We start from the raw sequence: 24,771 nt of genomic DNA, 5'->3' as shown, positions 1-24,771 counted from the left end.
CCCCGGCGGGCCGGAAGATCCAGCCCGCCGGGGAAAGGACCGGCCGGGCTCAGCCCGCCGCGTACACATCCTCGATGTAGCGGCCGGAGGCGGTCAGTTCGCGCAGCCAGGCCTCGGACTCCTGCGGTGAGGCACCCGTGTGCGCGCCGTGCACCTCGCGGAACGCGGCCCGTACGCCGGGCGCCATCCGGCTGCCGTCGCCGCAGACGTAAACCCGCGCCCCGGCCTGGAGCAGCTCCCACACCTCGGCCGCCTCGGCGGCGATCCGGTGCTGGACGAAGCGGTGGCCGTGCTCAGGACGCGCGCTGAAGACGGGGCGTACGGAGAGGGCTCCGGCGGCCTCGGCGGCGGCGAACTCCGCGGCGTGCAGGAAGTCGGCGGTGGGGTCGTCGCAGCCGAAGTAGAGCCGGGCGGGCGCGGTCCGGCCCGCCGCGACGCGGTCGGCGACGGCGCCGCGGAAGGGCGCGAGGCCGGTGCCGGCCGCGACCAGGATGACCGGGGTGTCGTCGGCCGGGTCGAGGCGGAAGGCCTCGCGGCAGGGCTGGACACGGGCCAGGACGGTGTCACCGGGCCGCAGGGTGTGCAGATGGGTCGAGCCGGTGCCGCCGGGCAGCAGCGAGACCATCAGATCGGCGTGCCGGGGGTCGGTGGCGGGCGAGGAGGACAGGGAGTAGTGCCGGGTGCGCAGCGGCGGCAGCAGCTCCAGGACCGTCGGCCAGGACAGTGCGCCGCGCAGCGCCGGGTGGGCCTCCAGCAGCTCGATCAGGGTGCGCGGGTCGCCCTCGGCGAGGGCTTCCAGGGCCTGGCGCTCGGGCGGGCAGGGGTTGTGCGCGGCGAGCACGGCGATCTGCCCGGGTGTCGGCCGTACGCCCAACTCCAGGTGATGGGTGAGGAGTTGACGTACAGTCAGCGGTCGGTCGATGGGCAGGGTGTCGCGACCGGGGCGGCGGCCGGACTGCAGCGCGAGGACGGTGTCCAGGTCGACGCCGAGGGCCTGGGCCGCCCGCTCGACGGCGGCCGGGGCGTTGGCCGGCAGTACCGCGAGATGGTCGGCGGTGCGGTAGTCGATACCGTCCGGCAGCGCGATCCGCAGGAACCGCTTGGGCCGCGGCCAGTCCTGCGCGGTGAGGTCGTAGGCCTCGGTGACGGTCATCGGGGTGAGGTCGTGCCGGGCGGCGAGCGCATCGAGCGGGCCGCCGGTGATCTCGGTGACGGTGTACCCGGTGTCCTCCGCCTCCGGTGCGCTCGCGCCGATGCTCTCGGGGTCGCCGTAGCGCGTCAGCAGCTGGGTGCGCAGCGCCGCGGTGAACTCCTTGACGGTGCCGCTCAGATCGCCGGAGGCGTCGGCCTCGGCGCGCGGCAGCAGCCGCTGTGCGCCGAGCGCGTCGAGCCGGTCGTCGATGAGGGTCGGTATGTGCTGGTAGGTGGCGGCCCAGTTGCGGTCGCCGACGCCGAGGACGGCGAACGGTATCTGTGCGGCGGCGCCGTCCTGCGCGGTGTTCAGCCAGCGGACGAAGGCGGCCGCGTCGTCGGTGGGCTGGCCGTTGTACGAGGCGGCGACGATGACGACGGGCCGGTCGGCGGGCAGCGCGCCGGCATACGCGTCGAGCGGCGCCACATCGGCGGCGAAGCCCAGGCCGGTGGCCTCGTCGGCGAGCCGCTCGGCGAACTCGCGGCAGGTGCCGTAGTTGCTGCCGTGCAACAGCAGCAGACCGGTGCCCTGAGGGACGCGGGTCGGCAGCCCGTCGTCGGTCGCGATCTCGTCCTCGGTGCCGGCCGCACCGCCGGGGAGTACGGCCAGCGCGGCGCGGACCGCGGCCCGGTCGGCGGGCGTACGGGCGGCCAGGGTGAGCGTGAACCCGTCGGGCTTGAGGGTCAGCGTCTCCTTGATGCGCAGCCGGTAGTCGTCGTGGTCGATCAGGCGGTAGCGGTGCGCGAGAAGGGCGAGCAGCATGGTCGCCTCGTGCAGCGCGAACTGCCGCCCGATGCAGGCGCGTTCACCGGTCCCGAACGGCTTGTACGCATGCGGCGAGCGGGCCGCCTCGGCCTCCGGGCTGAAGCGGGAGGGGTCGAACAGCTCGGGGTTGTCGCCCCAGGCCGGGTCGCGGTGCAGCATCGGGGTGAGCACCGTGACCAGCTCGCCGGCCTTGACCGGGTAGCGGCCACCGATCACGGTGTCCTCGCGGGCCTGCCGGGTGAAGACGGCGGCGGTCGGCCACAGCCGCAGCGCCTCGTTGAGGACCTGCCGGGTGAACGGCAGCCGGCCGATGTCCTCGAACGACGGGTCGGGGTCGGCCTGGTCGCCCCACAGTTCGTCGGCCTCGCGCTGGACCATGCGCAGCGCGACCGGGTCCTTGAGGAGGTAGTACAGGGCGAAGGAGAGCGCGCCCGAGGTGGTCTCGTGCCCGGCGATCAGGAAGGTGATGACCTGGTTGCGGATGTTGGCGAGGTCGAGGGTGGGGCCGGCGGCATCCGCGGCGTCCCCCTGCTCCCTGGCGCCGAGCATCAGGCCCAGCAGATCGTCGTCGCCGCTCTCGCCGCTCGCCGTCCTGGCGGCGATGACCTCGTCGACGACGGAGGCGAGATGGTCCGCGTCGGCCCGGAACGCCGCGTCCTCGGCCGAGTGGTCGGCGTGCGGGTCACGGGCGAACTTCTTCATGCTCCACTCGAGGCAGCGCACCATCGCCTCGACGAACGGGTGCGGGGTGTCGCCGCGGGAGAACGACTCGAAGTCGAAGCCGAAGCCGGCGAGTCCGATGGTGTCCAGCGTCATCCGGGTCATGTCGTCGGCGATGTGGACGGGCGTGCCGTCCGCCACCCGCCGGTCCCAACTGGCCATCACCCGGCGGGCGACCTTGAGCATCGCCGGGTGGTAGGTACGCATCGAGCCGAGGGCGAAGGCCGGCATCAGGACCTCGTGTGCCTTGGCCCAGTTCGGCTCGTCGTTATAGGCGGTGAACAGACCGTCACCGGCGAACTCTCTGACGTTCTCCAGGACGGCGGAAACGCCCTTGGCGAAGCGGCTCTCGTCGGCGACCTCGGTGACCAGGTCGAGCGAGGAGAGGAACAGCGTCTCGCGGTCGCCGAGCCTGCGCTTGTAGGCCGGGCCGTGGATCCGGGCGAGATCCATGACCTGCTGCATGGGCGTGCTGGTGAGCCCGGCCGCCGTGATGTCGGCAACCGGGATGCCGTCATCGGCGGCGCGTTCGTCGCTGTGGAGCGCGATGGTGTCGGTCATGTCTCCAGCGTGAGGGGCCCGGTGGGCAGCTCACGCACGGGCAACTGCATGATTGTGCAGTGGTTTTTCGCTACCGGCTCTTGCGCGCGGACCGAAGAAGGGGCAATGGACAAGGGGACTGCCGATGACGCGTCGTATACGGACGCGCCGACGACACACGAGCCGCCCTGCGCGAGTCCACTTGTCGACCCGGCCGGGCCGTACGCCGGCGGCCCGTGGCGCAACTACTTTCTGATCCTGCTGGACCGTACCCCCACACCGATCGCGGTGTGCCGGGCCGACGGTGAGGTGCTGATCGCCAATCCGGCGATGGCCGCACAGTGGGGCGTGGCCCCCGGGCAGCTACGCGGACGCAATCTGCTGGATCTGTTCAAGCCCCGGGCGAAGGAGCAGCTCCGGCGGATCGCCGAGGCGGTGCGGCTGGGCCACCGGTCGCGTTACCCGGTCGAGGTGCACTGGCGGGCCGGGTCCGACGGTGCCGAGCGGGAAGGGGAACTGACGGTGGATCCGGTGGGCGACCCCTCGGTGCAGCCGCCCGCTCTCCTGGCGCTGCTGCGGGTCCGCGAGACCGTCCCGCCGCCGCCCGTGCCGCGCGGCTCGGCGAGCCCGGTGGAGGCCCGGATTCTGGCACTGGCCGCCGGTGGCGCGACCACGGCGTCGATCGGTACGGCGCTGGGGCTGACCGTCGACGGGGTGAACTACCACCTCACCCGGCTGGCCCGCCGCTGGCGGGTGCAGGGCCGTACCGCGCTGGTCGCCAGGGCATATGTGCTGGGCGTGCTGGCGCCGGACAGCTGGCCGCCGGCCCCCGCCTGACGGCGCCGGGCGGCGGGCCCACCGCGGGTCGGCAACGGATCCGCTCCGGGTCAGCGGCGCGCGGCAGCGTGGCCCGGAGGTCCGGCAGCACGCATGTGCGGATAACCTCCGTGGTGTGGAGGAGAACGCAGCCGCGCAGTTCGAGCGCGGAACGGACGGCCCGAAGGTCATCGTCGTCGGCATCGACGGCTCCGACTCGTCCTGGCGCGCCGCCGCGTATGCGGCCGGTCTGGCCAGGCGGCAGGCCTCGAAGCTGGTCCTGGTCTACGTCCAGCCGGTGCTGCCGGCCGGGGCGGCGATGGGCGCCCCCGTCGTGGACGCGACGAACGAGGTCGCCGAGGAGCTGATGGCCGAGATCCGCAAGGCGACCGACCGGCTGCAGGGGATATACAACGTGCGCTGGGAGTTCCACACCCTGCGCGGCGACCCGTACAACGGCATGGTGCAGATGGCCGACGAGCTGAAGGCCGACGCGGTGGTGGTCGGCGCCTCGGAGTCGGCCGGACACCGCATCATGGGCTCGGTCGCCGTACGCCTGGTCAAGGCCGGGCGGTGGCCGGTCACCGTCGTCCCCTAGCGCCCCCGCCGGGTCACTCCCGCTGGTGGGGCGCGCCGCCCTGAGGCACGGTGGGAGGTGGACGGGCGGAGCGCCGCCCCGGCCGAGGGAGACCACCGTGACCGACCGCACGTATCGCGTGACCGAGATCGTCGGCACGTCCCAGGAGAGCGTGGACGCCGCGATCAAGAATGGCATCAAGCGTGCCTCGCAGACCCTGCGCAACCTGGACTGGTTCGAGATCACCCAGGTCCGCGGGCATATCGTCGACGGCGAAATCGACCACTACCAGGTCGGTCTGAAGGTCGGTTTCCGGCTGGAGGACGCCGATTGACACCCGATTGAACCCCTCCCGTGTACGTCTCCCGGCGAGTCCCGGCGCTACTAGGGAGTCGCCTTCCTTAGTCGCGCCCAAGGGTCCATGATGATCCGCCGTCGGACCACGACGGAGCGTACGGAGGGATGACGCATGGGGCTGCGCGCGGGACAGGGCGTATTGCGCCGCAAACCGATCGAACACATTGAAGAGGCGGAAGGCACCGCAAGCCAGCAGCTCACCAGGGTGCTCGGGCTGTGGCAGCTGACGGCCATCGGCGTCGGCGGCATCATCGGCGCGGGTATCTTCACGCTGGCCGGCACCGTCGCGAACGGGAAGGCCGGCCCCGCGGTCCTGATCTCCTTCCTCGTCGCCGGCATCGCGAGCGCCGCGGCCGCCTTCTCGTACGCCGAATTCGCCGGGCTGATCCCGAAGGCGGGCTCGGCCTACACCTATGGCTATGCGGTCCTCGGTGAGGTGGCGGGCTGGTTCATCGGCTGGGATCTGCTGCTGGAGTACACCGCGATCGTGGCGGTGGTCGCGATCGGCATCTCCGGCTATTTCGGCTTTCTGCTCGGCGAGATGGGCCTCGATCTGCCCGCCTGGATGCTGGGTGCGCCGGGGACCGGCCCGGGACACCAGGTGGACCTCTTCGCCGCGGTGCTGTGCCTGCTGATCGCCTATCTGCTGACGCTGGGCATCAAGAACGCCGCGCGCTTCGAGACGATCGTGGTGGGCCTGAAGGTCCTGGTGGTCATCGTCGTGATCGCGGTCGGCTTCTTCCACATCAAGGGCGCGAACTACACGCCGTTCTTCCCGTTCGGGGTGAGCGGCGCGTTCACCGGTGCGGCCACCGTCTTCTTCGCGGTGTTCGGCTATGACGCGATGAGTACCGCGGCCGAGGAGTCCAAGGACGCCCAGCGCCATATGCCGAAAGCGATCATGTATTCGCTGGCGGTCTCGATGGTGCTCTACGTCCTGGCCTGCCTGGTGCTGACGGGTATGCAGAACTACAAGGACATCGACCCGGAGAGCGGCTTCTCTTCGGCGTTCAAGTCGGTGGGCCTGAGCAGCCTGGCGGATGTCATCGCGGTCGGCGCGATCATCGGCATCCTGACCGTCATGTTCACCTTCATGCTCGGGGTGACCCGGGTGTGGTTCTCGATGAGCCGGGACGGGCTGCTGCCGAAGTGGTTCGCCAGGACCAGCCCCAAGCACCATGTACCGACCCGGGTGACCTGGATCGTCGGCGTCGCGTCCGCGGTCATCGCGGGTTTCCTGCCGATCGGCGAGGCCGCCGAGCTGACGAACATCGGCATCCTGCTGGCGTTCGTGGTGGTCTGCGTCGCGGTGATCGTGCTCCGCTACAAGCGCCCCGACCTGCCGCGGACCTTCCGTACGCCGGGGATGCCGGTGGTGCCGGCGATCGGGGTGTGCTTCTCGATCTGGCTGATCACATTCCTGGAATGGCAGACCTGGGTGCGGTTCGTGGTCTGGTTCCTGGTCGGCATGGTCATCTACTTCACGTACTCCTACCGCCACTCGAACCTTGCGCAGGCGGACCACGAGACCTCCGACGGGGAGAACGGCGGCAAGCGGCTGTGAGCGGAGCCCTCTGACCGAGCGCGGCACGTCGCGGGGACCGACGGCCGCCGGCCGATCGGTCCCCGCTTTGTCCGTCAGAAGACGAACGGTCCCGGGGACTGCGCCGAGGTGGCCTTGCAGGTGGCCGTGATCCCCAGCACCACGACCTTCAGGGACGTGGCCTCCAGGCTGTCGCCCGCGGCGACCGTGCCGCTGAGCGGTCCGCTGGAGACCGCGCTGCCTGCCGGGATCGCCGGGTTGGAACTGCCGGTGAACTCCGTCGTACCGGAGCCGTTCTTGGTGAGCGTCAGGGTGGACGTGACCGAGTTCGCTCCGATGTCTATGGGCGAGGTGATCGCCGATGTGGACAGGCTGATGGTGGCGGAGGTGCCGTCCTGGGTCGCGGTGAGCGTTGCCGTACCGGAGCCGTAGGAACCGCAGTCGAACGAGAGGGTGGCCGTGTCGGGTGTGGGTGCCACCGCGGTCGCGGCCGGCGCCATCGCGAGTGTGCCCGCGGCGGCGACGGCGACGCCGAGCGCCGTTCCGATGCCGAGTTTGCCGTGTCCAACGTGTCTCATGGGGGTACCGCCTTCGTGAGGGGGGTGCAGGCCCGTGACACCGGCCGTCGAGGGGTACGTGAGGGAACGACAGGCAGCACGCGGGGCCCGCGGTCGGACCCCGTGCCGACCACCGCCGGAATCTGATGGGTGGTCAGCAACCCGAATCGCAGACCATTGAGGCACGGGCCCCTGAAGAGAGCAAGAGAGAACAAGGCAGACACCTCATGATTTTTGACGTGTCAGCGCCACATGCGGGCTCCTTAGGGCCTGTCTGGTGGGTCGGTGACGAGTGGTGCGACAGATCGTTCGTGGGCATGTGGGGCGAAGCGACCTGAGCGATGCGGAATGGGCTCGGCCTGAGCCGCACTTGCCGAAGAACGTCGGCCGAGGGGGACGAGGGAAGTGCCGTCGGACGGTGATCAACGGCATTCTCTTCCGACTGCGGACAGGGATCCCATGGCGAGATCTTCCGCCGCAGTTCGGGAAGCGGCGGACGGTGTTCGACCGTCACCGACGTTGGTCGGCGGACGGCACGTGGGAGCGGGTCCTACGTGCCGTCCAGGCCGATGCCGATACCGACGGGCGAATCGACTGGCCCTCGGTCGGTGTGGACGCCACAGTGTGTCGTGCCCACCAGCAAGGGAGGCCGTCCCGTCAGCTTCGACAAGTCGATCCACCGTCGCCGCAACGAAGTTGAACGAACCATCCTGGCCCTCAAGGGGTTCCGGGCCGTGGCCACCAGATACGACAAGAGAGCCTACGTGTTTCACGGCACCGTCACGGTGGCCGCGATCAGGCTGTGGCTCCGGGAGGGAGGCGGCCACCAGAGTTCAGCCGACTGACAGGTGGTACCGCAGCTTCTCCTTCGCCTGTGCTCCCAGCCGGTCGTAGAACCTGATCGCGTCCGTGTTCCAGGGTGGGGTCTGCCACTGGACTTGTCCGAGCCCCAGCTCATGTGCTTCGGCCACCACGGCCTCCAGCAGCAGGGGGCCGACTTTCAGACCCCGATGACCATCGCGCAGGAACAGGCAGTCCATGTGGAGATACTCTGCCCCGTCCCACGTGGACACCTCCGGAGCGCACGTGGTGTACCCGATGATCTCGCCGTCGTTCAACTCCGCGACGAAGCACCGCAATCGCGGAGTCTGTGAAGCGAACAGCAGCGCCTCCAGCCGCCGGGCCAAGCCAGTCGGCGGGGGTGCCGCCCTCTCGTACGCGGCGTGCTCGGATACGAGCTGGGCAACATGAGGAAGATCGGCAACGCGTGCGCGGCGCACCCTGGCCAAACCGGTGCCCGTCACCGGACCTCACCCTCCAGCACATCGCCGCGCCAGGCCACGAGCCGCTCGTCGGGCCCACCCCGGCCGTCCAGCACGTGCCGGGTGAGGGCATTCCGTTCGTGAGCCAAGACCGCCGCTTCCCACACGCACGGAGCAAGGCCCGACCGGCCGGGGCGGAGCTGGGCAGCATCGCCGGCCGGACCGACGAAGACGGCGAGGTCGGACATATACCCCTCGATCCAAGTGTGGACAAGGACGTAGTCACCGTCACCACCGGCATGGACGAGCAGCACGGCGAGCCCAAGTGAACCCCGCAGATACGCCGTTGACAGGTGATCGGCGGCGACCCGCAGCGCGGTCTGCAGGTCCTCGTCCGTCACACTCCGCCCCGGCGCCTCGATCGCATAGGGCTTCACCAGGTGCCCAGCAACCGCGCGGCTGCCCAGTGGCCGTACCGCGCGGGCGTGGTAGCCATCGGCCAGCGCCAGCAACGTAGATGAATCGACAGAGGTCAGAGGCTGGTGTGGCTGGGACTCTCCAAGGTCGGTCATACGACCATGATGCACGCGTGCGCTACACGCCCGACAGGGGCAGCAGTCGCCGGACAGGGCCTAGGTTTTTTCCCGCCGCCCACGCCCCTTCGGGGGGGTGGGCGGGTGTAGCGGGTGGGCCCAGGGGACTCACCCACCCGTCTGTGCCCCCATCAGGACCTCGCCGGCCGCCGTCCGGTAGTAGAGCACGGACCGCCCGGTCCGTCGGCGGCCGATCAGCCGGGCATCGAGCAGGACCTTGAGGTGGCGGCCCACCGACCCCAGGCCCTGGCCGGTAAGCGCCACCAGCTGCGTGGTGCTCTTGGGGGTACCGAGCAGGACCAGGACGCGCGCCCGCGCGGGTCCCAGCAACGCGCCCAGCGCCCCCGGCACGGGCGCCCGGCCCGCCTCCGCCAGCGCGCCCGAGCACGGATACACCACGGCGGAGCGGCGCTCCCCCGGCCCCCGGCCGGCAACGCCCCCGCAGTGGGGCGGGCGAACGTCCCACGAGAGCCACGTCTGGTGCGGGGTGACGGGGACGAAGAGCAGCCGCGCACCCGCTCCCGTCAGCTCGCGCGGCGGATGGTCGTACGTGGTGATCTGCAGCCGGTTCGCGCCCAGCCAGCGCATCCCGGGGCGCATATCGGCCAGGGCCGCGGCCCAGCCACCGCGGCTCAACTGGGCGGTGCGCGCGAGGACATCGGCCTCGATGATCCGTCGGCGCTGCGGCCAGTAGGGCAGCACCGCTTCCCGCCATACCCACTCCAGGAGGTCGGCGGTGCGCCGCGGCAGGTCGTCGGCGCGCCGCAGCGGGCCGGGGAGCGGGCGGCCACCCAGGGATACGGTCAGGTCGTCGCGGGCGGTGGCGGACGGCGTCTCGCGCAGACGAGCCAACTCCTGGTCGAGGGACGGGGTTTCAGCGGCCTCCGACACCTGCCCGTCGCCGGTCGGTGTGGGGGTGAGGAAGGTGGCGTTCCAGCGGTGTCCCAGGGCGGCCCGGACGAGGAGCGCGGTGAGCGGGTCCCCGGCCAGCCGCTCCCGGTAGGCGGGCAGATGCGTGTCGAGCCAGGCACGCTCGCCCGGGTGCGTGGCCGTTCCCCGTTGCAGGGTCTTGAGGCCGGCGATGGCCTCGGCGAGAGGAGAGATCACGAAGCGGCTTCCGGCGAGGGTGTCCGCGCTGATCTCCCACCAGCCCACGCCCCCGCCCGCCTCCGTACCCACTGCTCACCGTTGTTTCGCCGACCCGCGAAACAGTAACTCCCGGGCGGAGCGGCCGCCGAGACTCCGGGCTCATGCGCACCTACCGACAGCTCTTCCTTACACCGGAGTTCACCCCGTTCTTCCTGACCTCCTCCCTCCAGGTGGCGGCCCAGACGGTGAGCGGGCTGGCCCTGGGCACACAGATCTACGCGGCGACCGGCTCGCCGCTGCTCTCCGCCCTCGCCATGTTCGGCCCGTCGCTCGCCCAGGTGATCGGCGCGGCGACGCTGCTGTCGGCGGCCGACCGGCTGCCGCCACGCGCCGCGCTGACCGGCCTGGCGCTGGTACTCGGCCTGGGCACCGCCGTCCAGGCCGTCCCGGGGCTGCCCGTTGGGGCGGCGTTCGCCGTCCTTCTGGGCCTGGGGACGGCGGGCTCGCTGGGCGGCGGGGTGCGTTATGGACTGCTCGACGAGATCCTCGCGCGCGAGGGGTATCTGCTCGGCCGCTCGGTGCTCAACATGTCCGGTGGGGCCATGCAGATCGGCGGGTTCGCGGTCGGCGGTGTCCTGGTGAGCACCCTGTCCGCGCGCGGCACCTTGCTCGCCGGCGCCGCCCTCCACGTCGTCGCCGCGGCCGTCGCCCGGTACGGCCTCGGCCGCCGGCCCTCGCGCGCGACCGGGCGGCCGTCGTTGGCCGACACCTGGCGCACCAACGTGCGCCTGTGGTCCGCCGGACCGCGCCGCACCGTCTTGCTCGCCCTCTGGGTGCCCAACGGGTTGATCGTCGGCTGTGAGTCCCTCTACGTCCCCTACGCGCCCCGGCACGCCGGACTGCTGTTCGCCTGCGGCGCGTTCGGCATGCTGGCCGGGGACATGGTGACCGGCAGATGGATCCCCGAGCGGTGGCGGCAGCGGCTCTGCGTCCCGCTGTGTCTGCTGCTGGCCGTGCCGTATCTGCTCTTCGCCGTACGCCCGGCGCTGCCGCTCGCGGTGGCCGCCGTGGTGCTCGCCACGGCCGGCTACGCGTCGAGCCTGCCGCTGCAGGAGCGGCTGCTGTCGCTGACCCCGGACGAGCTGGGCGGGCACGCCCTCGGGCTGCACTCCTCCGGCATGCTGACCATGCAGGGCGTGGGCGCCGCGCTCGCGGGCGGCGTCGCCCAGTGGACCTCGCCCGCGACCGCGATGGCGGTGCTGGCGGCGGCCTCGGTCGCGGTCACGCTGGCTCTGGCGCCCGGTCTGCGGCCGAGGGTGACGGACCCTCACCTGCGCCGCGACGGCCATCTCAGCCGCTCGCCGAGCTGATGCCGCCACAGCCACCACGGCAGCCGGCGGTGGGCCACATACCCCCACAGATCCTGGTCGGCCTCGTTGCCGCGCGGGCAGCGGCGCAGCAGGTCCAGACAGCGGCGGTCGACGGTGCGGTGCAGCCGGGCGGTATGGGCGAGGGCGACGATGCCCTGGTGGCGGAGCCCCGGGTCCGACGTCTCCAGCGCGCGGTCCAGGGCCCGCGCGACCCTCGGCAGGATCGCCGCGGCGTCCGGGTGGGTGAGCGCGAGTCCGATCACGGCGACGCCGACCAGCTCTTCGCCCCGGTCGAACGCGGCGTCCACCTCTTCGGGCCGGTCGGTCCCCAGCAGCGCGGAGCTCTCCTGCCAGTTCATACCCCGGCCGGAGGCGGCCCGGTCGAGCAGGAACTCCCGCTGTCCGTCGGCCAGTTGGCGCCGGAAGGCCTCAACGGCAGCGCCGCCGTCAGCACCGTCGCCGACATCGCCGTCACCGTCACCCTCGCTGCTTGCGCGCGGCACATCCCGGCTCAGCGCCAGGTGGTCCCAGACCCGCCGCGCGTCCTCCGGGTCGTCGCCCAGGATCTCCCGGCATACGGCGGCGAGTTCCGTCGCGTCGTCCGGCCCGCGCGCATGGATACGGGCGAACGCCTCGCCGGGCGCCCCGAGATCGCAGCGGCGAAGGAAGGCGAGCCGGACGGCATCCTCGGCGGTCAGCCGGTCGTGCAGATAGCCCCAGGCGAGTTCGGGTGCGTCCAGGGCCACCGCGAACCGGACGAAGTCGGCGGGGATGCGGTGGGGCGGGGCCGGCGGGGCTGTGGTCTCGTCGGGCGGCGGCACGGTGGAAGGCTATCGAGTACTCGGCCGCGCTCCGGAGTTACCCTCGCGCCGCCCCTTGACGCGCACCTGACCGGCACCAAGAATGAGCGCGCTCTGACAACGTTGTCGGCCCGTGAGGTCATCCGCGTCTCCCTCCGCATGCCCTCGTCGGCCGTCCGCTCGGCAACAACCCCCGGAGGTCTGGATCCATGCCATGGCTCAGTCGCACCCGGCTGCGCACCGCGGGCGCGGTGCTGGCGGCCGCGCTCATCGGGGGCGCGCTCGCGGTCCCCACCGCGCAGGCCGAGCCGCCCGGCGGCCCGCTCACCGACCTGGTCAACCCGTTCATCGGCAGCCAGAACGACGGCAACACCTACCCCGGTGCCGCCGTACCGTTCGGCATGGTGCAGCTCTCCGCCGACACCGGCCACACCACCGGATACAGCTACGACGACGACCACATCCGCGGTTTCAGCTCGGTGCACATATCCGGCGTCGGCTGCGGGCTCGGTGGTGATCTGCCGGTGCTGCCCACCACGGGCGAGATCACCGAGACCGACTATGCGAAGTACGCCGCCGCCTACCGTCATGACGACGAGTCGGCCCGCCCCGGCTACTACCGCGTCGGACTGACGTCCTACGGCGGGATCACCGCCGAGCTGACCGCCACCGCCCGCACCGGCAAACAGCGCTACACCTTCCCGGCCACCGACCAGGCCAACGTCCTGCTCAACGCCGGCCAGTCGCTGCACAAGACGGTCTCCACACGGGTCGAGGTGCTGGATTCCCGCACCATCCGCACGGCCATCACGGGCCGCGGCTTCTGCCAGGACACCAAGCCGTACACGGTGTACACCCTCACCCGCTTCGACCGGCCGTTCTCCTCGTACGGGACCTGGGACGGTGACAAGGTGACGCCCGGCTCCAAGGACTCCACCGCCACCGGGCGGCACGGCGCCTACGCCCGCTTCGACACCCGCAAGGACCGTACGGTCGAGGCGACCACAGCCATCAGCTATGTCGACGCGGCGGGCGCGGCCCGCAATCTGCGTGCCGAGGGCGGGCGTTCCTTCGACCGCACGAAGGCCGCGGCCAACGCGGCATGGGAGCGGCGGCTGGCCCTGGTCAGGACGCAGGGCGGCGACACGACGCTGCGCCGCACCTTCTACTCCTCCCTCTACCGGTCCTTCCTCGCGCCGAACATCGGCAGTGACGTCGACGGCCGGTACACCGGCTGGGACCAGCGCACCCACCGGACCGCCGATTTCGGCGGGCACACCTACTACCAGAACTGGTCCCTGTGGGACACCTATCGCACCCAGGCGCAGCTGCTGGCGCTGCTCGCGCCGCGGGAGTCGCGCGATATGGCGCTGTCGGTGCTGCGGATCGACAAGGAGAGCGGCTGGCTGCCCAAGTGGGGCTACGGAACGGTCGAAACGAACATCATGACCGGCGATCCGGTCACCCCGTTCCTCACCAACGCCTATCAGCAGGGGCTGTTGGCGGGCCATGAGGAGGAGGCGTACGCGGCGCTGAAGAAGAATGCCGACGGGGTGCCGCCGGCCGATTCGCCGGCCGTCGGGCGGGAGGCCAACGCGCAGTATCTGAAGGACGGCTTCGCCCCCTTCATCAAGGACCGCCCGCACGCCAAGCCGGGTGACTCCGACTTCGACCACGGCGCCTCGGCGACCCTCGAATACGCCCTGTCGGATGCGATGCTGGCCCAGATGGCGCGCGATCTGGGGCACGACAAGGACGCCGACCGGTATGCGGCCCGGGCCCAGAACTACCGCAAGATCTTTGACAGTTCGACCGGATTCTTCCGGGCGCGGGACGAGCGGGGCGCCTTCACCGGGCCGGCCGACCCGGCCAAGAGCCAGGGCTTTCACGAGGGCACGTCCTGGCAGTACCAGTGGCTGGTTCCGCAGGATCTGCCGGGGATGCTGAAGCTGATCGGCGGCAAGGACAAGGCCGATGAGCGTCTTGATTCCTTCTTCGCCTACCAGCAGCTGCTGGAGGATCCGCGCAGGACGGCGCGTGAGGTGTGGGTCAACGGCCCGTACGACTACTACAACGCGGACAAGTACAACCCGCAGAACGAGCCCGATCTGATCGCGCCGTACACCTATCTGTCCACCGGCCGGCCCTGGAAGACCACGGATGTGGTGCATGCGGCGCTGACGCTGTTCACCGACACCCCCACGGGAATGACCGGGAACGACGACCTCGGGACGATGTCGGCGTGGATGGTGCTGTCCTCGATCGGGGTGTTCCCCGTGCAGCCGGGCACCGACAGCTGGGGCCTGAGCACACCGGTCTTCGACCGGGTGGAGCTGACGCTGGACCGGCGCTACTACCCGGCCGGGCACTTCACCATCACGGCGCCCGGTACGTCGTCCGCGCAGCGCTATGTGCAGTCGGTCCGTCTGGACGGCGCCGACCGGGACCGGACCTATCTGACCACCGACGAGCTGCGTTCGGGACGTGAACTGTCCTTCACCGTGGGCGCGAAGCCGTCCGGCTGGGGCACCGGCGATCATGCCGCGCCGCCGCCGGTGGGTACCGCGGCCGCGCAGCAGCGGCCGGCTCGCCGGCGCTGAGACCACCGTCGCGGCAGAAAGGCGACCAAGGCCCGGGCGGGGCGTCCCAGGACGACCCGTTCCGGGCTTTGCCGCGGCTGCGCACGAGGGAGCGCGGACGTCAGGCCTGCAGGGCCTGCCAGAACTCGTCGAAGGACATCCGGCCGTCGCTGTCGGTGTCCTTGGCCTTGATGACCGCCTCGGCGACCGGGCCGGTGACGTACGGGTCGCCCATCTCGGCCATCGCCCGCTTGAACTCGTCCGGCGTGACCTGGCCGTCGCCGTCCGCGTCGAACCGGTCGAACGCCGCCCTGGCCTTCTCGATGTCTGCCATGAGAGGTGCCCCCTTCGTGGTGCTGCGCAGTGCTGCGCGGTGGTATTGCCTGGTGATCTGACCTGCGTACATTAGCCGACCCTCACGAAGCGTCCGGCCGCGCCCTCCGCCGTGCCAGGTAGGGCGCCGTACGGCTCCCCGGCGCCGCCGCGACCTCGGCCGGTGTACCCGCCGCCACGATCCGGCCGCCGTCCGCACCGCCGCCCGGTCCGAGGTCGATGACATGGTCGGCGCCCGCGACCACCCCCATGTCGTGCTCGACGACCACGACGGTGTGGCCGGCGTCGACCAGCCCGTGCAGCTGCCGCAGCAGTACCTCGGTGTCGGCGGGGTGCAGTCCGGTGGTGGGCTCGTCGAGGAGGTAGAGGGTGTGCCCGCGACGGGTCCGCTGGAGTTCGGTGGCGAGCTTGATGCGCTGGGCCTCGCCGCCGGACAGCTCGGTCGCGGGCTGGCCGAGCCGCAGATAGCCCAGGCCCACCTCCTGGAGGGTGCGCAGGCTGCGGGCGGCCGCGGGGACATCGGCGAGGAAGTCGCCGGCGGCGTCGACGGTCATCGCCAGCACGTCGGCGATGGTCCTCTCCCGGTAGGTGATCTGGAGGGTCTCGGGGTTGTAGCGGGCGCCGTGGCAGGCGGTGCAGGGCGCGTAGGTGCCGGGCAGGAAGAGCAGTTCGACGGCGACGAAGCCCTCGCCCTGGCAGGTCTCACAGCGGCCGGCGGCGACGTTGAAGGAGAACCGGCCGGCGGTGTAGCCGCGGGCGCGGGCCTCGTCGGTGGCGGCGAAGACCTTGCGTACCGCGTCGAACAGCCCGGTGTAGGTGGCGAGGTTGGAGCGCGGGGTGCGGCCGATCGGCTTCTGGTCGACGCGCACCAGCCGGTCGATCGCCTCCAGGCCCTCGGCGCCGGTGAGCTGGGCACGGGCCATCGGGCCGGTGTCGGCGCCGTCCGTGTCGGTGGTGTCGCGGTGGTCGTCGCTGGTGCCGAGGTGGTCACGGACGGCTTCTGCGAGGACGCGGGTGACCAGCGTCGATTTGCCCGATCCGGAGACGCCGGAGACGGCGGTGAAGACGCCGAGCGGGAAAGCGGCGTCCAGACCGCGCAGATTGTGCAGGGTGACTCCGCGCAGCGTCAGCGTGCCCGAGGGAGTGCGCGGCGGGCGCGCGGCGGGCGGTTCGGTGGCGAAGAGGAACCGGCGGGTGGCGGAGTCGGCGGCGTCGGCGAGGGCTGCGACCGGTCCGCTGTGCAGCACCTGCCCGCCGTGCTCCCCGGCCAGCGGGCCGACGTCCACGAGCCAGTCGGCGCGCCGCACCAGGTCCATGTCGTGCTCCACGACGAACAGCGAGTTGCCCGCTTCCTTCAGCCGGCCGAGCACGGCGAGCAGGGACTCCGTATCGGCCGGGTGGAGTCCCGCGGACGGCTCGTCCAGGACGTAGACGACGCCGAAGAGGCCGGACCGCAGCTGGGTGGCGAGCCGCAGCCGCTGCAGCTCGCCCGCGGACAGGGTGGGCGAGGGCCGGTCCATGCTCAGATAGCCCAGGCCGAGTTCGGTGAGCACCTCGATACGGGCCACCAGGTCGCGGGCGAGCGCCGGGGCCACCTCCTCGTCCGTGCGCTCCGCGGTGGGGCGCAGCAGCTCGGCGAGGGCGCCGAGCGGCAGGCCGGCGAGCGCGGCGATGTCGTGGCCCTCGAACGTCACGGCCAACGCCTCGGGGCGCAACCGCCGCCCGTGGCAGACCGGGCAGGGCTCGGCGACCATGAACCCCTGGACGCGCTTGCGCAGCGCCTCGCTCTTGGAGTCGGCGAAGGTGTGCAGTACGTAGCGTTTGGCGCTCATGTACTGGCCCTTGTACGGGCGTTGGATACGGCCGGCCTCGCGGACCGGGTGCACGGTGACGACGGGCTGTTCGTCGGTGAACAGGATCCAGTCGCGGTCGGCCCGCGGCAGCTCGCGCCACGGCCGGTCGGTGTCATGGCCGAGGGCGGCGAGGATGTCGCGGAGGTTCTTGCCCTGCCAGGCGCCGGGCCAGGCGGCGACGGCGCCCTCGCGGAGGGACAGCGCCGGGTCGGGGACGAGGGACTCCTCGGTGACGCGGTGGACGGTGCCCAGGCCGTGGCACTCCGGGCAGGCGCCGGCGGCGGTGTTGGGCGAGAAGGCGTCGGAGTCGAGTCGTTCCGTCGCGTCCCGCGGATGGTCGCCGGCGCGGGAGAACAGCATCCGCAGGGTGTTGGAGAGGGTGGTGACGGTGCCGACCGAGGAGCGGGAGGTGGGCGCGGAGCGGCGCTGTTCCAGGGCGACGGCGGGCGGCAGACCGGTGATGTCCTCGACCTTGGGCGCGCCGACCTGGTGGATCAGGCGCCGGGCGTAGGGGGCCACCGACTCGAAGTAGCGGCGCTGCGCCTCGGCGTAGATGGTGCCGAAGGCGAGGGAGGACTTGCCCGATCCGGACACCCCGGTGAACGCGACCAGCGCGTCCCTCGGGATGTCCACATCGATGGTGCGGAGGTTGTGCTCACGGGCGCCGCGCACCCGTACGAACGAGTCGGCCATCCCTCCATGATCGGGCACAGTCCTCCATGATCGGGCACAGCCCTCCGTGGTCGTGCCCGTCAGCCTGCCGCCGTGGCGGCCCGGATCCGCTCGCGCGCCTCCTCCCAGGGGAGCGGGGCGGCGATGACCGCGCGCAGCGCACGGACCTGGCGGGGCGGGAGCCCGGCCGCCAGGACGCCGACGGCGCTGCCGCCCCGGCCGTAGAGCGCCAGGGCGCGGCGCGCCGTCCGGTCCAGGACGGTGGTCTCGACGCGGTCGGCGCCCGCGGTCAGCCCGTACGCCTGGATCTTGATGTCGTACTGGTCGGACCAGAAGTACGGCACGGGGGCGAAGGCGCGGCGCTCCTGGCCGGGGGTGCCGTCCGCGGGCGCGGCGGGGGCGGAGGCGGGCGCGGAGGCGCAGGCCTCGGCGGTCAGTTCGGCCAGGAGGTTGCGGGCGGCGGCCATCCCTTGCTCGGTGGCGTTCATCCGGTGCTCGAAGCGCAGCGGCCGGCCGTGCACCGGATGGTCCCAGCGGGCCACGTCGCCCGCGGCGTAGACACCGGGGGCGGCGGCGCAGTACGCGTCGCAGCGCAGCCCGTCGGTGGTGTCCAGCGCCGGGTCGGCCAGCCATTCGACGGCGGGCCGGGAGCCGATCGCCAGCAGGACGAGGTCGGCCGGCAGCCGGGTGCCGTCGGCCAGCCGTACATCGGTGATCTGTGCGTCGTCCGTACCGGCCGGGTCCGCCCCGTCCGCCGTGGTCCCGAATCCGTCCACGGCCCCGGTGATGAGCTGAACGCCCCGGGCGCGGTGTTCCTCGGCCAGCAGCTCGCCGACCTCGGTGCCGACCGCCTCGGCCATCGGTATCGCCCCGATCCCGACGAGGGTGACCTCGTGCCCCAACTCCCGTGCCACCGCGGCGGCTTCGCAGCCGAGGACGCCGTTTCCGACGATCACCAGCCGTCGGGCGGTGCCGGCGAGCCGGCCGCGCAGGGCCAGCGCGTCGTCGAGGGTGCGCAGGGTGTGCACACCGGCGATCCCGTCGGCGCCGGGCAGCGTACGGGCCGCGACGCCGGTCGCGATGATGACGCCGGCGCAGTCGAGCCTCTCTCCTCCGTCGAGGGTGAGGGTGCGGGTGGCCACGTCGAGGCCGGTGGCCCGGGTGCCGAGCCGCAGGTCGAGGTCGAGCGGGTCGAGCTGTTCCTCGGTACGCAGCAGCAGCCGCTCCGGCTCCCAGGCGCCGTGCAGCAGCTGCTTGGACAACGGCGGCCGGTCGTAGGGCAGATGGGGCTCGTCACCGATGAGTGTCAGCGGGCCCCGCCAGCCGAAGCGGCGCAGCGCCTCGGCCGCGGCGAGCCCGGCCGCCGAGGCGCCGACGACGGCGATCGGCCGGGCGGTCATGCGTGGACCTCGATCACGGCGGCCGGGCAGATGGCGGCCGCCTCGCGGACCGCGTCATGCTGCTCGGCGGGCGGTTCGGCGTCGAGCAGCACCACCACGCCGTCCTCGTCGCGCTGGTCGAAGACCTCGGGGGCGATCAGCACGCACTGGCCGGCGGCGCAGCACTTGTCGGCGTCAAGGGTGATCTTCATGGCAGAAGGCTCCGTGGGGGATTTCCGTGGGGATTGTGGTGTTGGGCCTGTGGTGTTGGGCTTGCGGACAGTGAGATCGGGCCGGGGCCACGATCGCGTGGCGGCGGGCCCGGTGTCACCAGGTGACGGGCAGCGCGTGGCAGCCGTAGATCGACATATCGGTGCGGAAGGGGATCTTCTCCAGGGGCACCGCGGGCCGCAGGGTGGGGAAGCGGCGCAGCAAGGTGCCGATGACCACCTGGAGTTCGACCCGGGCGAGCGCCTGGCCGAGGCACTGGTGGATGCCGTAGCCGAACGCGACGTGGTGCTGGGCGTTGGGGCGGCGGATGTCGAGCCGGTCGGCATCGGCGAAGACGCTCTCGTCGCGGTTGGCGGACGGTACGGCCACCACGACGCCCTCGCCGGCCCGGATGAGGTGCCCGTCGATCTCGATGTCGGCGGTGGCGACCCGGCGCGGTCCGTTGCGGATGATGCTGTGGAAGCGCAGCAGTTCCTCGACTGCGCCGCGGATCAGGGCGGGCTCCTGGCGCAGCCGTTCGGCACTCTCCGCGTCGCGCATCAGGGTCAGCGCGCTCAGGCCGATCATGTTGGCGGTGGTCTCGTGCCCGGCGATCAGGAGCAACGCGGCGAAGGCGGCGACCTCGTCGTGGGTGATCTCGCCGGTTCGCTGCTGTTCGACGATCAGCCGGCCGAGGATGTCATCGCCGGGGTCCGCCTCCTTGGCCGTGACCAACCGGTCGAGATAGTCCCGCAGTTCGAGCCGTGCGGTCTCCCGCTCGTCGTCGGGGACGGTGCGGGAGAGCAGTGTGCCGGTGATCCGCTGGAAGATGTCGTGGTCGTCGTACGGGACGCCCAGCAGCAGGCTGATGACCAGCGACGGGACGGGCAGCGCCAACTCCTCGACGAGGTCCACGTCCTGGCCGGCGCGGCGCTCCATGGCGTCGCACAGTTCGTCGGTGATCCGCTGGATCTCGGGGCGCAGCGCCTCGACCCGCTTGACCATGAACTCCCGGGTGACCATCCGGCGCAGCCGGGTGTGCTCGGGCGGGTCCCTGCGGATGAAGCCGCGGTTGTCGGTGTTGGAGCCGCCGGTCATTCCGCTGAGCGGGTAGCCGTGGACGGTGGTGTCGGAGCTGAAGCGGGTGTCGCCGAGGATCGCCCGGATATCGGCGTAGCGGGTGGCCAGCCAGGCCCAACTGCCGTCCGACAGTGAGATCTTGGAGATCGGCTGCTCGGTGCGCAGGGTGCCCAGTGCGGCGGGAGGGTCGAAGGGGCAGCCGCTCGGGGGTTCCACGGGCAGCGGCGCGGGGGCGGTGGAAAGTGTCATCTCGCTCATCTCGGTTCGTGCGCGCACGTCGGCAGGGGCGTGCGCCGGAGAGTCGAACTCGCCTAACACCCGTAAACTTACATGTGTAATGCACAGGTAAGCGTGCCGGGGGTGGTGTGGGTGACGATTCCTCAGGTGAGCGGCCCGGAGAGTCCCGGGGCGAAGACCGGCGCGGCAGGCGGTGGCCCGGCGCCCGAAGCGCGGCTCAGCGCTCCAGCAGCAGCCGCAGCATCTCGTCCACGAAGCGGTCCAGCCTGCTGGCGTCCTTGGGGCTTGGCATGACCTGCCAGAGCATGACCCGCCCGTGCACCGACGACCACAGCACATACGGCGCCTCGGACCGCGAGCCGCGCACCCGCCATCCGGCGTCCTCACAGGCCGTCAGCGCCTGCTGCCAGCTGCGTACCAGCAGCCCGGCCGGGTGTCCGGCGAGCCGTTCGGGGCCGACCGGGGTCTGCCGCGTCTCGTAGAGCAGCCGGTAGGTGGCGGGGTGTGCGACGGCGTAACGGCAGTAGGCGCGCAACTGGGCGCGCAGCCGCGCCACCGGGTCGTCGTCGGCCTTCGCGGCGGCCTCGGCCATCGCCGCGGCGAGCCGCTCATAGCTGACTTCCAGGGTCGCCCAGACCAGCTCGGTCTTGTCGGAGAAGTGGCGGTAGATGCTCGGTGCGGCGACGCCGGCCGCGCGGGCCACCGCCCGCAGCGACAGCGCGTCCTCGCTGCCGACCTCCTCCAGGAGGCGCTCGGTGGCCCGCAGGAGCTCCTCCCGCAGACGCTCGCCCTGTCCGCGCGGATTGCGGGGCCGGACGGCCGCACTTTCGCTCACTGCCCTCCGGTTCCTTCCCTGGCCTGGCCGATGTGGTGCTTCACCAGGGTTTCACACCGGGGCGGCGGGGCGTACGCGAGGAGGGCGCGGCGCCTGTGGGGACCGCGGGATCAGCTCCCCATCGTCAGCCCGTCGGCCGCGGCGCCCCGGCTCAGCACCGCCTTGCCGATCTTCTTGCGGACCTGGCGGTGGCCGTCGGCCGTGGCGAGATTGCGCATCCGCACCCGTGGCTCCCGCTCGGCCAGCTGCGGGATGTACTCGGCCTTGGTGACCCGCCAGCGCTCACCGGGCCGGCCGGGCGGCTCGAACCGGAAGCGGGCGATGGTGCCCCAGTTGCCGCGCGGCTGCTTCATGACGCCGGAGATCTGGTCGCCGAGGCCGTAGACGACCCAGGTGCCGTTGACCTTCTCGTACGGCTGCGGGGTGTGCGCGTGGGTGCCGACGATCAGGTCGATGTCGGGCCGGCCGTCGGTCTCGGCGGCGGTGAGCGCCCGGGCCAGTCGGAGCTGCCGCGCATCGGGCGCGGTGCGGTACTCCGTGCCCCAGTACGGGCTGACGACCACGACATCGGCGCCGGCCCGGCGGGCCGCCCGCGCATCCTCGATGATCTTCTTCTCGTCGAGCAGATTCACCGTCCACGGTGCGATCCCCGAGCGGCGGCCGCCTTCGGTGCCATAGGTGTACGAGAGCTGGGCCACCCGTACGCCGCCGGGCGTCCGCAGCAACGCCGGGCGGGCGCCCTCGGTGGCGTCGCGGGCCGAGCCGGTATGCCGCAACCCGACCGTGTCCAGCGCCTCCAGGGTGCGGCGCACGCCCGGGACGCCATGGTCGAGGGCATGGTTGGAGGCGGTGGCGCAGGAGTCGTAGCCGGTCGCCTTCAGTGCGGTGGCGATCTGCGGCGGCGCCTGGAGAACGGGGTAGCCGGTGAAGGGTCCGGCCAGCGGTCCGAGCGGCCCCTCCAGATGGCACAGCGCCAGATCGGCGGAGGAGATGACCGACTTCACGCCCTTGAGCATCGGCCGGTAGTCGTAGCCGTCATGGGGTGCGTCGTCCTGCGCCGTGTCGAGCACCTCGGGGTGGGACGGGAGGATGTCCCCGGAGGCGACCAGGGTGAAGGACAGCCGGTCGGTGGACCCGGCGACGGGGGCGCCCGCGTGGGCGCGCGAGGTGGATTCCGGCGTCGGCCGCGGGACCGGTCGCGGGACGGAGTGCGGGCCACCGCACCCCATGGCCAGCGCGGCGAGCAGGACGGCTGCCGCATACCGTGTGTACGCGCTCATGCTCGACAGATATCAGCCGATTATGGTGGGAATTGCCCGCATACGCCGGTGTCTGTCGCTCTCCCCCATACGGCCCCACGACAGCCGCGGCCCCCCTTACGCTGCCCGGATGGCGCACACTCCGTACGACACCGACCGCTTCCCCGCCGGCCTCCCGGTGGTGGCGCAGATGGGGCGGACCGCCTCCGGGCGAGCCTGGCTCGACCGGCTGCCGGGGATCGTGCGGGAGGTGGAAGAGCGCTGGGAGCTGCGGCTCGGCGCCCCGTTCCACGGCGGCAGCTGCTCCTGGGTGGCGCCGGCCGAGCGGCCCGACGGCGAACCGGCCGTGCTCAAGGTGGCCTGGCCGCACCGCGAGGCGGAGGGCGAGGGCCCCGCGCTGCACGCCTGGGGCGGCAACGGCGCCGTACGGCTGCTGCGCCGGGACCACGAGCGGGGCGCGCTGCTGCTCGAACGGTGCACCCCCGGCACCCAGCTCGGGCGGACCGCGCTGCCGCCGACCGGGCAACTCGCCCTTGCCGCAGGTCTGTTGCGTGAGCTGTGGGCGGCGCCCACCCCACCCGACGGTGAGTTGGAGCGGGTGGCGGTGGTGTGCGCCGAGTGGGCCGACATCCTCCAGGAGCGGATGCTGCGACTGCGGCCCGGCTACGACCCCGGGCTGGTGGCGCTCGGCGCCGATCTGCTGCGCGAGCTGCCGTCGACGGCGGCCCGCGAGGTCGTGGTGCACGGCGACTTCAACCCGGGCAACGTACTCGCGGCCGAGCGCCGGCCGTGGCTGGCCATCGACGCCAAGCCGATGGTCGGCGACCCGGCGTACGACCCGTGGCCGCTGCTGATGCAGATCGACGACCCCTTCGCCCACCCGGACCCCCGGCCGGTGCTCCGTGCGCGCTACGCACTGGTCGCCGAGGCTCTCGGCGAGGATCCGGCGCGGCTGCTCGCGTGGTCGGTGGCGCGCGGTGTGGAGAGCGCGCTGTGGAGCGCCGATCACGACGATGTGGAGGGCGGGGCCGAGGAGTTGACGGAAATTCAGGTACTGGCGGAGCTGGCCGGATTGTGACCTTCGAGGGGGCGATCGGGGGCTGGCAGGCGGGCGGGCCGGTCCTAGGCTGAGGGCGCATGAACGAGGAACCTTTTCGGGGCCGTGAGCCGCTTCATGTGACGGTGTGGGACGAGGCGACGCCCGGTGCGCCGCGGGCGGTGCTGGTGCACGGCACGATGAGCTGGGGCACCCACTGTTTCGCGGGGCAGCGGCCGCTGGCCGAGATGTTCCGCCTCGAACTCGTCGACCGGCGCGGCTTCGGCGACAGCCCGGACATCGAGCGCAGCGACTACACGATCGACGCCGAGGATGTATGCCACCTCCTCGGCCATGGCGCGCACTTGGTCGGGCACTCCTACGGCGCCGCCGCCGTGATGCTGGCCGCTTCGGCCCGTCCGGAGGCGGTGCAGTCGCTCACCCTCATCGAGCCGTCCCCGCTGCGCACCGCGGCCGGGCACCCCGTCGTGGCGGCGGCGCTGGAGCGGATCCGGGCCTCGTTCGGCGGCGTGGAGGAGGAGCTGAGCCCGGAGGACCATCTGCGGCGGTCCACCGAGCCGTACGGCCTGCCGATGCCGGAGACGACCCCGCATCTGCTGCGTGCGGTGCGGTCGGCGATGCGCGAACGGCCCGTATGGGATGCGCAGTTGCCGCTCGGGCCGCTGGCCAAGGCCACCATGCCCAAGACCGTCATCAACGGGACATGGGAGACCGCGCACCCCGACTACCGGGAATTCACCGGGAATGCGCTGGTGGCCTGCGGGGAGTATCTCGCCGAGATGATCGGCGCCCGCCATGTCCGGGTGGCAGGCGCCGACCACGCCCCGCACCAGGACCGCCCGGACGCGGTGAACGCGGTCCTCACCCGGATGTGGCAGAGCTGAGGCGGGCCGCGCCCAGCGGACGGTAGGTCAGGCCGGGCGAGGCCACCGCCTTCGCCGCACCGTCCGGTACGGCGAAGGTCCGGACACCCCCGCCCTGACATCCGAGGTATCCGGACGCCCCGCCCTGACATCCGAGGTATCCGCACGCCAGCGCACGGGCGATCCCGTAATTGCCCCGACTCCCGCAGCATTTGGCGCGCCGTCATCCGATG

At 71.9% G+C, this 24,771-nt stretch carries 21 protein-coding genes and 1 pseudogene; 9 read left to right on the top strand and 13 right to left on the bottom strand.

Annotated elements, in window-relative coordinates:
• Nucleotides 1-49 precede the first annotated feature (49 nt).
• Entirely contained in the window at nt 50-3,238 is a 3,189-nt protein-coding gene (locus KI385_RS37295; RefSeq protein ID WP_238576447.1) for a bifunctional cytochrome P450/NADPH--P450 reductase, read from the bottom strand.
• A gap of 105 nt (nt 3,239-3,343) precedes the next feature.
• Here KI385_RS37295 and KI385_RS37290 point away from each other — a divergent pair, with 105 nt between their 5' ends.
• The 4 genes from KI385_RS37290 (at nt 3,344) to KI385_RS37275 (ending at nt 6,531) form a co-directional block, all read left to right on the top strand.
• Entirely contained in the window at nt 3,344-4,054 is a 711-nt protein-coding gene (locus KI385_RS37290; protein ID WP_238576446.1) for a PAS domain-containing protein, read from the top strand.
• Between the two features lie 115 nt (nt 4,055-4,169).
• Complete coding sequence (locus tag KI385_RS37285; RefSeq protein ID WP_238576445.1) at nt 4,170-4,631, top strand: universal stress protein; 462 nt, start codon at nt 4,170-4,172, stop codon at nt 4,629-4,631.
• Between the two features lie 97 nt (nt 4,632-4,728).
• Nucleotides 4,729-4,944 (top strand): dodecin, encoded by a 216-nt coding sequence (locus tag KI385_RS37280; protein ID WP_238576444.1) that lies wholly within the window; start codon nt 4,729-4,731, stop codon nt 4,942-4,944.
• 135 nt (nt 4,945-5,079) lie between these two features.
• Nucleotides 5,080-6,531 (top strand): amino acid permease, encoded by a 1,452-nt coding sequence (locus KI385_RS37275; RefSeq protein ID WP_238576443.1) that lies wholly within the window; start codon nt 5,080-5,082, stop codon nt 6,529-6,531.
• A gap of 74 nt (nt 6,532-6,605) precedes the next feature.
• Here KI385_RS37275 and KI385_RS37270 read toward each other — a convergent pair whose 3' ends face one another.
• Nucleotides 6,606-7,088, bottom strand: a complete 483-nt coding sequence (locus tag KI385_RS37270; RefSeq protein ID WP_238576442.1) for a hypothetical protein — start codon at nt 7,086-7,088, stop codon at nt 6,606-6,608.
• A 298-nt stretch (nt 7,089-7,386) separates the two neighbouring features.
• On the opposite strand from KI385_RS37270, the pseudogene KI385_RS37265 reads away from it, so the two are divergent.
• Nucleotides 7,387-7,912, top strand: a pseudogene (locus KI385_RS37265) (IS5 family transposase).
• Here the strand turns inward: KI385_RS37265 and KI385_RS37260 are convergent.
• The 3 genes from KI385_RS37260 to KI385_RS37250 all read right to left on the bottom strand — a co-directional run bounded on the left by KI385_RS37260 (nt 7,901) and on the right by KI385_RS37250 (nt 10,077).
• Nucleotides 7,901-8,371 (bottom strand): GNAT family N-acetyltransferase, encoded by a 471-nt coding sequence (locus KI385_RS37260; RefSeq protein WP_238576441.1) that lies wholly within the window; start codon nt 8,369-8,371, stop codon nt 7,901-7,903. The pseudogene KI385_RS37265 and the gene KI385_RS37260 sit on opposite strands and share 12 nt — an antisense overlap.
• Nucleotides 8,368-8,901 (bottom strand): hypothetical protein, encoded by a 534-nt coding sequence (locus KI385_RS37255; protein WP_238576440.1) that lies wholly within the window; start codon nt 8,899-8,901, stop codon nt 8,368-8,370. The genes KI385_RS37260 and KI385_RS37255 overlap by 4 nt, the downstream gene beginning before the upstream one ends.
• Nucleotides 8,902-9,030: 129 nt before the next feature.
• Nucleotides 9,031-10,077 carry an ArsR/SmtB family transcription factor gene (locus KI385_RS37250; RefSeq protein ID WP_238578014.1) on the bottom strand — a complete coding sequence of 349 codons (1,047 nt, stop codon included), beginning with the start codon at nt 10,075-10,077 and terminating at the stop codon, nt 9,031-9,033.
• A 95-nt stretch (nt 10,078-10,172) separates the two neighbouring features.
• On the opposite strand from KI385_RS37250, the gene KI385_RS37245 reads away from it, so the two are divergent.
• Nucleotides 10,173-11,381: an MFS transporter gene (locus KI385_RS37245; RefSeq protein ID WP_238576439.1), complete on the top strand. Its 1,209-nt coding sequence runs from the start codon at nt 10,173-10,175 to the stop codon at nt 11,379-11,381.
• Here KI385_RS37245 and KI385_RS37240 read toward each other — a convergent pair.
• On the bottom strand, nt 11,339-12,202 hold the full coding sequence (locus KI385_RS37240; RefSeq protein WP_238576438.1) for a hypothetical protein: 864 nt from the start codon (nt 12,200-12,202) through the stop codon (nt 11,339-11,341). The two genes, KI385_RS37245 and KI385_RS37240, sit on opposite strands and share 43 nt — an antisense overlap.
• 188 nt (nt 12,203-12,390) lie before the next feature.
• Between KI385_RS37240 and KI385_RS37235 the strand changes: the two genes are divergently transcribed.
• On the top strand, nt 12,391-14,781 hold the full coding sequence (locus tag KI385_RS37235) for a GH92 family glycosyl hydrolase (protein ID WP_238576437.1): 2,391 nt from the start codon (nt 12,391-12,393) through the stop codon (nt 14,779-14,781).
• A 100-nt stretch (nt 14,782-14,881) separates the two neighbouring features.
• Here KI385_RS37235 and KI385_RS37230 read toward each other — a convergent pair whose 3' ends face one another.
• The 7 genes from KI385_RS37230 to KI385_RS37200 all read right to left on the bottom strand — a co-directional run bounded on the left by KI385_RS37230 (nt 14,882) and on the right by KI385_RS37200 (nt 22,639).
• Complete coding sequence (locus KI385_RS37230) at nt 14,882-15,094, bottom strand: EF-hand domain-containing protein (protein WP_238576436.1); 213 nt, start codon at nt 15,092-15,094, stop codon at nt 14,882-14,884.
• An 82-nt stretch (nt 15,095-15,176) separates the two neighbouring features.
• Nucleotides 15,177-17,639 (bottom strand): excinuclease ABC subunit UvrA, encoded by a 2,463-nt coding sequence (gene uvrA, locus KI385_RS37225; protein ID WP_238576435.1) that lies wholly within the window; start codon nt 17,637-17,639, stop codon nt 15,177-15,179.
• Nucleotides 17,640-17,698: 59 nt separating this feature from the next.
• Entirely contained in the window at nt 17,699-19,018 is a 1,320-nt protein-coding gene (locus KI385_RS37220) for an NAD(P)/FAD-dependent oxidoreductase (RefSeq protein ID WP_238576434.1), read from the bottom strand.
• Nucleotides 19,015-19,209, bottom strand: coding sequence for a ferredoxin (locus KI385_RS37215; RefSeq protein ID WP_128511603.1), 195 nt, complete (start codon nt 19,207-19,209; stop codon nt 19,015-19,017). Before KI385_RS37215 ends, KI385_RS37220 begins: the two co-directional genes overlap by 4 nt.
• A gap of 115 nt (nt 19,210-19,324) precedes the next feature.
• Nucleotides 19,325-20,536: a cytochrome P450 gene (locus KI385_RS37210; protein WP_238576433.1), complete on the bottom strand. Its 1,212-nt coding sequence runs from the start codon at nt 20,534-20,536 to the stop codon at nt 19,325-19,327.
• A 205-nt stretch (nt 20,537-20,741) separates the two neighbouring features.
• Entirely contained in the window at nt 20,742-21,359 is a 618-nt protein-coding gene (locus KI385_RS37205; RefSeq protein ID WP_238576431.1) for a TetR/AcrR family transcriptional regulator, read from the bottom strand.
• A gap of 110 nt (nt 21,360-21,469) precedes the next feature.
• The gene (locus KI385_RS37200; protein WP_238576430.1) at nt 21,470-22,639 is read right to left on the bottom strand and encodes a CapA family protein; all 1,170 of its coding nucleotides are present in this window, start codon (nt 22,637-22,639) and stop codon (nt 21,470-21,472) included.
• 109 nt (nt 22,640-22,748) lie between these two features.
• Here KI385_RS37200 and KI385_RS37195 point away from each other — a divergent pair, with 109 nt between their 5' ends.
• Nucleotides 22,749-23,696, top strand: coding sequence for an aminoglycoside phosphotransferase family protein (locus KI385_RS37195; RefSeq protein WP_238576428.1), 948 nt, complete (start codon nt 22,749-22,751; stop codon nt 23,694-23,696).
• 59 nt (nt 23,697-23,755) lie between these two features.
• Complete coding sequence (locus tag KI385_RS37190) at nt 23,756-24,559, top strand: alpha/beta fold hydrolase (protein ID WP_238576427.1); 804 nt, start codon at nt 23,756-23,758, stop codon at nt 24,557-24,559.
• The last annotated feature ends 212 nt before the right edge of the window (nt 24,560-24,771 follow it).

This window comes from Streptomyces inhibens (genome assembly GCF_022221585.1).
Classification (GTDB): domain Bacteria; phylum Actinomycetota; class Actinomycetes; order Streptomycetales; family Streptomycetaceae; genus Streptomyces; species Streptomyces inhibens.
Note: the sequence above shows the minus strand (reverse complement) of the source record. Positions and strands in the feature narration are given on the sequence as shown.

Excerpts from the sequence above, each read along its gene's own strand:
- KI385_RS37295 (WP_238576447.1), bottom strand. The coding sequence starts at position 3,238 with ATGACCGACACCATCGCGCTCCACAGCGACGAACGCGCCGCCGATGAC.
- KI385_RS37290 (WP_238576446.1), top strand. The coding sequence starts at position 3,344 with ATGGACAAGGGGACTGCCGATGACGCGTCGTATACGGACGCGCCGACG.
- KI385_RS37275 (WP_238576443.1), top strand. The coding sequence starts at position 5,080 with ATGGGGCTGCGCGCGGGACAGGGCGTATTGCGCCGCAAACCGATCGAA.
- KI385_RS37270 (WP_238576442.1), bottom strand. The coding sequence starts at position 7,088 with ATGAGACACGTTGGACACGGCAAACTCGGCATCGGAACGGCGCTCGGC.
- KI385_RS37255 (WP_238576440.1), bottom strand. The coding sequence starts at position 8,901 with ATGACCGACCTTGGAGAGTCCCAGCCACACCAGCCTCTGACCTCTGTC.
- KI385_RS37245 (WP_238576439.1), top strand. The coding sequence starts at position 10,173 with ATGCGCACCTACCGACAGCTCTTCCTTACACCGGAGTTCACCCCGTTC.
- KI385_RS37235 (WP_238576437.1), top strand. The coding sequence starts at position 12,391 with ATGCCATGGCTCAGTCGCACCCGGCTGCGCACCGCGGGCGCGGTGCTG.
- KI385_RS37230 (WP_238576436.1), bottom strand. The coding sequence starts at position 15,094 with ATGGCAGACATCGAGAAGGCCAGGGCGGCGTTCGACCGGTTCGACGCG.
- uvrA (WP_238576435.1), bottom strand. The coding sequence starts at position 17,639 with ATGGCCGACTCGTTCGTACGGGTGCGCGGCGCCCGTGAGCACAACCTC.
- KI385_RS37220 (WP_238576434.1), bottom strand. The coding sequence starts at position 19,018 with ATGACCGCCCGGCCGATCGCCGTCGTCGGCGCCTCGGCGGCCGGGCTC.
- KI385_RS37215 (WP_128511603.1), bottom strand. The coding sequence starts at position 19,209 with ATGAAGATCACCCTTGACGCCGACAAGTGCTGCGCCGCCGGCCAGTGC.
- KI385_RS37210 (WP_238576433.1), bottom strand. The coding sequence starts at position 20,536 with ATGACACTTTCCACCGCCCCCGCGCCGCTGCCCGTGGAACCCCCGAGC.
- KI385_RS37200 (WP_238576430.1), bottom strand. The coding sequence starts at position 22,639 with ATGAGCGCGTACACACGGTATGCGGCAGCCGTCCTGCTCGCCGCGCTG.
- KI385_RS37195 (WP_238576428.1), top strand. The coding sequence starts at position 22,749 with ATGGCGCACACTCCGTACGACACCGACCGCTTCCCCGCCGGCCTCCCG.
- KI385_RS37190 (WP_238576427.1), top strand. The coding sequence starts at position 23,756 with ATGAACGAGGAACCTTTTCGGGGCCGTGAGCCGCTTCATGTGACGGTG.